Origin of the sequence: Mesorhizobium sp. M2A.F.Ca.ET.037.01.1.1 (genome assembly GCF_003998075.1) — a bacterium.
GTDB lineage: Bacteria > Pseudomonadota > Alphaproteobacteria > Rhizobiales > Rhizobiaceae > Mesorhizobium.
Window position 1 is genome coordinate 1 of the sequence record NZ_RZSA01000356.1, and the last position, 5,936, is coordinate 5,936.

General features: G+C 65.0%; 6 protein-coding genes. 3 read left to right on the top strand and 3 right to left on the bottom strand.

Features of this window, described 5'->3' with window-relative positions; all coding sequences use genetic code 11:
• Positions 1-788: bifunctional 5,10-methylenetetrahydrofolate dehydrogenase/5,10-methenyltetrahydrofolate cyclohydrolase (locus EOA27_RS18370; protein WP_145970401.1), on the bottom strand; the 788-nt coding region annotated here is incomplete at its 3' end.
• Between the two features lie 361 nt (positions 789-1,149).
• Complete coding sequence (locus tag EOA27_RS18375) at positions 1,150-1,890, bottom strand: L,D-transpeptidase (RefSeq protein WP_126078876.1); 741 nt, start codon at positions 1,888-1,890, stop codon at positions 1,150-1,152.
• A 213-nt stretch (positions 1,891-2,103) separates the two neighbouring features.
• Here EOA27_RS18375 and EOA27_RS18380 point away from each other — a divergent pair, with 213 nt between their 5' ends.
• Positions 2,104-2,742, top strand: coding sequence for a DNA-3-methyladenine glycosylase I (locus EOA27_RS18380; protein WP_126083513.1), 639 nt, complete (start codon positions 2,104-2,106; stop codon positions 2,740-2,742).
• 97 nt (positions 2,743-2,839) lie between these two features.
• Here EOA27_RS18380 and EOA27_RS18385 read toward each other — a convergent pair whose 3' ends face one another.
• Complete coding sequence (locus tag EOA27_RS18385; protein ID WP_126078875.1) at positions 2,840-3,067, bottom strand: hypothetical protein; 228 nt, start codon at positions 3,065-3,067, stop codon at positions 2,840-2,842.
• A 461-nt stretch (positions 3,068-3,528) separates the two neighbouring features.
• On the opposite strand from EOA27_RS18385, the gene hisS reads away from it, so the two are divergent.
• Positions 3,529-5,034, top strand: coding sequence for a histidine--tRNA ligase (gene hisS, locus EOA27_RS18395; protein WP_126078874.1), 1,506 nt, complete (start codon positions 3,529-3,531; stop codon positions 5,032-5,034).
• A 178-nt stretch (positions 5,035-5,212) separates the two neighbouring features.
• The coding region (locus tag EOA27_RS18405) for an ATP phosphoribosyltransferase regulatory subunit (protein ID WP_127256847.1) at positions 5,213-5,936 on the top strand (724 nt) is incomplete at its 3' end.

The window sequence follows — 5,936 nt, forward strand, 5'->3', positions numbered from 1 at the left end:
ATCCAGGACGCCACTTCCTTGACGCTGTCGGTGTCGACGTCTCCAACGATGCGGGTTTCGCCGTCGGGCCCGACCTCGGAATTGATGCCGATGTCGATGACGGCGGCGCCCGGCTTCACCATGTCGGCCTTGATCAGCCGCGGCTTGCCGACCGCGACGAACAGCGCGTCGGCGCGCCGTGCATGCGCCGCCACCGAGCGCGTCATGTGGTGGCACACCGTCACCGTGGCGCCTTCGCTCATCAGCAGGAAGGCGATCGGCTTGCCGACGATCTCGGAATGGCCGACGACGACCACTTCGAGCCCCTTGAGATCGAGGCCGGTCTCCTTCAGCAGTTCGACCGAGGCTGCCGCCGTGCAGGGCGCCAGATCGAGCTGGTTGTAGACGATGTTGCCGATCGAGGCCGGGTGCATGCCTTCGACATCCTTCAGCGGATGCACGGCGGCCTGCAGCGTCTTGATCGGGATATGCGCCGGCACCGGCCGCTGGATGATGATGCCGGTGACGCGCGGGTCGGCGTTGAGGCCGTGGATCGCGGCTTCCAGTTCGCCGGCCGTGATGTCGGCGGCAAAGCGCCGCTCCTCGAACCCGATGCCGGCAAGGGCTGCCTTGGCGCGCTGGTTGCGCACATAGACATCGACCGCTTCGGTATCGCCGACGGTGATCGAGACCAGCTTTGGCGGAAAACCTTCGGCCGTCGCGATCAAGGCATCTTCGCGCACCGACGCAATGATGCGCTGGGCAACCGGGCCGCCGTTCAGATAGCGGCTGTCGTCGGTCCGGGTCATGGCTGGCACCTCTGCCTTCTGGGCAATTCGAGGAAATCGCGTAAGCAGCGTTGCGTCCAGAATTGCGTGACGATCAGGATTTGTGCACTGCAATAGCAGAGGAGCGCCGGGAACTCAGCCCCGAAAGCGAATCCGTCTGTTTGCGGCGCGACTTGCCGCGCCACGCGTCAAAGAAGCCTCAAAAACGAAAAGGGCAGCGCGGTTGCCCACGCTGCCCTTTCGTGACCGGCCGTATCCCCACACGGCCCGTCCCCCGTAAACTCGACATCGGTTTAAGCACATCCCACGGGATCGCACTATGACTTGACGGCAACAGCTGGACTAAAAGTGCTGCGCCGTCTAACCGGCTGGTTCGCAGAAACTAGATCACCTCGACCGTGGTTCCGACATTGACGCGCTCGTAAAGGTCGACGACGTCCTCGTTGCGCATGCGGATGCAGCCGGAAGACACAGCGCCGCCGATCGTCCAGGGCTGGTTGGTGCCGTGGATGCGGTATTCGGTGGTGCCCAGATAGAGCGCGCGCGCGCCCAGCGGGTTTTCCATGCCGCCAGCAAGATAGGTCGGCAAATAGCGGCCCTTGGCCGCCTCGCGCTTGATCATCGCCGCCGGTGGGCGCCAGTCCGGCCACACCTTCTTGTCGGTGATCTTGTGCGTGCCCGACCATTCGAAGCCCGGCTTGCCGGTGCCGACGCCGTAACGCCGCGCCTTGCCGTTCTGCTCCACCAGATAGAGGAAATTCTGGTGCGTATCGATGACGATCGTGCCCGGCTTCGCCGGCCCGTCATAGGCGACTTCCTGCGGCAGGTAGATCGGGTTGATCTGCGGTCGCATTACCATGCGCTTGGCCGGCTGCTGCACGGCTGCCGTCCTCTGCCGGTCGGGCTGCGCCTGGAACAGTCGCTGCAGCGGCTGCTGCGTCGCTTGCCGGACCGGGCGCACGATGCCCGGCGCACGGCCAAGTTGCAGCACCCAGGGCGCCGAAAGGTCGGGGCTCACCGTCACCGGCGGCATATCGGCGTAGCGGTCATTGGCAAGGGAGGTGGTGGCGCCGGCGGCAAGGATCGCCGCCGCGCCGAGCAGGTAACAAAACGCTGTCTTCATTGGAACGCACCTTGATCGAACTCATCCGGGGCGGAGAGGACGCCCTCGGTTTCGCGATCCTTGGCGCGCAGCGGCAAGCAAAACATGAATCGGAATGCGTAAAATGCCGCTTTGTCAGTAAACCTTTTGGTGTGGTTACCGGCCGGTTCAGGAATCTGGTAAAGCCACGGTAAAAGCGGCGCCGAGGCGCATTAACGAATGGATTTGCTGACGATGGCAACGGAAAATAGCGGCATTCTCGATGGTCCCGACGGCAGGGCGCGCTGCTTCTGGCATGGCAATTTGCCGGACTATCTTCACTATCACGATCGTGAATGGGGCCGGCCGGTAACGGATGATCGCCGGCTGTTCGAAAAGATCTGCCTGGAAGGATTCCAGTCGGGCCTGTCGTGGCTCACCATCCTGCGCAAGCGCGAGAATTTCCGTGAGGCCTTCGCCGGTTTCGACTTCGACAAGGTGGCTCAATTCACCGAGAAGGATGTCGAGCGCCTGCTCGGCAACGCCGGCATCATCCGCCATCGTGGCAAGATCGTCTCGACCATCAACAACGCCAAACGCGCCCGCGAGATGGTCGACGAGTTCGGCTCTTTAGCCGCCTGGTTCTGGAAGTTCGAACCGGGTCCGGACGAGCGTCCGGGAATCGTCGACCTCGCGCATCTGCGCGCCAATCCGACGACGGCCGTGTCTGTCAGGATATCGAAGGAGTTGAAGAAGCGAGGCTGGAGCTTTGTCGGCCCGACGACGGTCTATGCCTTCATGCAGGCCATGGGCCTCGTCAACGACCACCTCGAGGGCTGCTATTGCAGGGCGGAGGTGGAGAAAGAGCGCAAGAAGCTCAAAAGGCCGAAGTAGAGCGCGCTCTTTCCTTCTCCCCGTTCACGGGGAGAAGGTGCCCGAAGGGCGGATGAGGGGCAGCGCCGGCCTTCGAGATTTCTCGGTAGACCTCAAGTCAAACGCTGCCGGCGCCTGCCAAAAACAACCCCGCCAGGATCGCCGCCACAGCCGCGAAAGCCGGGTAGATTACCAAAAGCCCGGTGACCAGCGCGTCGCGGGCGCTCGGCTTGGTCGCCGCAGCCTCGAACGGCCCAGCCGGCTGCTGCGCCGGCTTCAGCGCCGGAACCCCGGCAGGCCTCAGCCTTGCAGTCTCGCCCTCGATGATATCTTCAGCCGTGGTCATGGCCCTGAACCCCTTGTTTCGGCGCGTTTATGGTCGCGGATTGTGTCGGCAGCATGCCGCGCTGGTGGCGGAATTGTTTCGTATTTGCGCTGATTGTTTCGAAGTTCTTGGAGGCCCTCAACCCTCTAGGGTGGGATATTGAAGTCTACTTCTTTGTTAGTCGGCGCCGCCCCTCATCGCCCTGCCGGGCACTTCTCCCCTTATAGAGACGGGGAGAAGGACGCTGGCGCCGCGGGTTTGGCCAGTCGGCAACGCTGGAGCTGTCGCGCCGGCGCTTCCTCCTTCTCCCCGGTCACTACACGGGGAGAAGGTGCCGGCAGGGGGACGAGGGGCGGCGCGGCGCCTGCAAACTATCGAACTGTTTCCTGCAGGTCTGCAAACGCTTGCCGCACCACTTGGCATGGGTTAGGACACGCCCGCTCCCGATAAGCCAGTGTTTACTTAACGAAAAGACCGACCCCATGGCCGACAAATCCGAAAAGACGAAAGCGCGGCTGCCGCGCGGTTTTGCCGACCGCAGCGCCGAAGACATCCGCGCCGTCGAGAAGATGATGGCCACCATCCGCTCGGTCTATGAGCTTTACGGCTTCGAGCCGGTCGACCAGCCGATGATCGAATACACCGATGCTCTGGGCAAATTCCTGCCCGATCAGGACCGGCCGAACGAAGGGGTGTTCTCCTTCCAGGATGATGACGAGCAGTGGCTGTCGCTGCGCTACGACCTGACCGCGCCGACGGCGCGCTTCGTCGCGGAAAATTTTGACAAGCTGCCGAAGCCTTATCGCAGCTACCGCTCCGGCTGGGTGTTCCGCAACGAGAAACCGGGTCCCGGCCGCTTCCGCCAGTTCATGCAGTTCGACGCCGACACGATCGGCACGCCGGGCGTCGCCGCCGACGCGGAGATGGCGATGATGATGGCCGACGTCATGGAGGCGCTCGGCATCAAGCGCGGCGACTACGTCATTCGCGTCAACAACCGCAAGGTGCTCGACGGCGTGCTGGAGGCCATCGGGCTCGGCGGTGAGGATAACGCCGGCCGCCGGTTGACCGTACTGCGCGCCATCGACAAGCTCGACAAGCTCGGGCCGGAAGGCGTCAGGCTCCTGCTTGGCCCCGGACGCTGGGACGGTGGCAAGGAAGGCGAGGGCGATTTCGCCAAGGGCGCCGGATTGAAGGATGCGCAAGCCGAGGCGGTTCTTCTGGCAACGGCCAGGAACGGGCAGGCCGCCCAGGACGCCAGCGTCAATGCCAATGCTGTCTATCAGGAAGGCGTTGGCGAACTCGCAACGATCGAGGCCCTGGTTAGAGCCGCGAGCTACGGCGAAGACCGCATCGTGATGGACCGCTCCGTCGTGCGCGGCCTCGAATACTACACCGGCCCTGTCTTCGAGGCCGAGCTGCTGGCCGAGATCCCCAACGACGAAGGCCAGATCGTGCGTTTCGGCTCGGTCGGCGGCGGCGGGCGCTATGACGGGCTGGTCTCGCGCTTTCGCGGCGAGCCGGTGCCGGCGACCGGTTTTTCGATCGGCGTCTCGCGGCTGATGACGGCGCTGAAGAACCTCGGCAAGCTGGATACCTCCGATGTCATCGCCCCGGTCGTCGTGCTGGTCATGGACAAGGATACGGAAAGCCTCGGCCGTTACCAGAAGATGGTCGCCGATCTGCGCGCCGCCGGCATCCGCTCGGAAATGTATCTCGGCGGCGCGGGCATGAAGGCGCAGCTGAAATATGCCGACCGCCGCGGCAGCCCTGTCGCCATCATCCAGGGCGGCGACGAGCGCGCCAAGGGCGAGGTGCAGATCAAGGACCTCATCGAAGGCGCGCGCCTGTCGGCCGAGATCACCGACAACGCCGAATGGCGCGCGGCACGCCCGGCGCAGGTGACGGTCGCGGAGGGTGACCTGGTGGCTGAGGTGAAGAAGATACTCGCGGCGCAGGCCGCCGACCGCGCGAAGGGTGGCGCTTGAGCCCCCCTCTCTGTCCTGCCGGCCATCTCCCCCTCAAGGGGGGAGATCAGATGTCGCGCATGCTTTCGCCAATTTTCAACGCTGCAGGAGGAGGCGCGGCGTCCGAGCTGCCAATCTCCCCCCTTGAGGGGGAGATGGCCGGCAGGACAGAGAGGGGGGCCTCGCGCCCAACTTATCCATGACCTCCCGCCCCGCCATCGCTGCCGACATCGCGAAACTCTTCGCCGCCCGCGGTACGCACGCGGTCGAAGTCGCCGTGCTGCAGCCGGCCGATCCGTTCCTCGATATGGCGGGCGAAGACCTGCGCCGGCGCATCTTCCTGACCGAGAGCGAGACCGGCAAGACGCTGTGCCTGCGGCCCGAATTCACCATTCCGGTCTGCCTCGACCACATCGCCAGCCAGGCCGGCACGCCGCGCCGCTATTCTTACCTGGGCGAGGTGTTCCGCCAGCGCCGTGAGGGTGGCAACGAGTTCTTCCAGGCCGGCATCGAGGATCTCGGCGACACTGACATCGCCGCCGCCGATGCCCGTTCGCTGGCCGAGGCGCATGCGCTGCTGTCGCTGGTGCTGCCGGGACGGCCCCTCGCCATCACGCTTGGCGACCAGACCCTGTTCGAGGCGGTGCTGGCCGCGCTCGGCCTGCCGCGCGGCTGGCGCATGCGGCTGGCCCGCGCCTTCGGTTCGGCGCCGATGTTGGAAGCGGCCCTTGCCGATCTCGCCAACCCGCCGCGCAACAGCCAGCTCTCCGGTCCCGTCGCCTTGCTGGTGCTCGACGGCGATCAGGAAGGCCTCGCCGCGCACATTGCCGAAGGCATGGAGCAGGCCGGGCTGTCGGCTTCCGGCGGCCGCTCGCCGGCCGACATTGCGCGCCGGCTGACCGCGAACGCACAGTTGCGCAGCG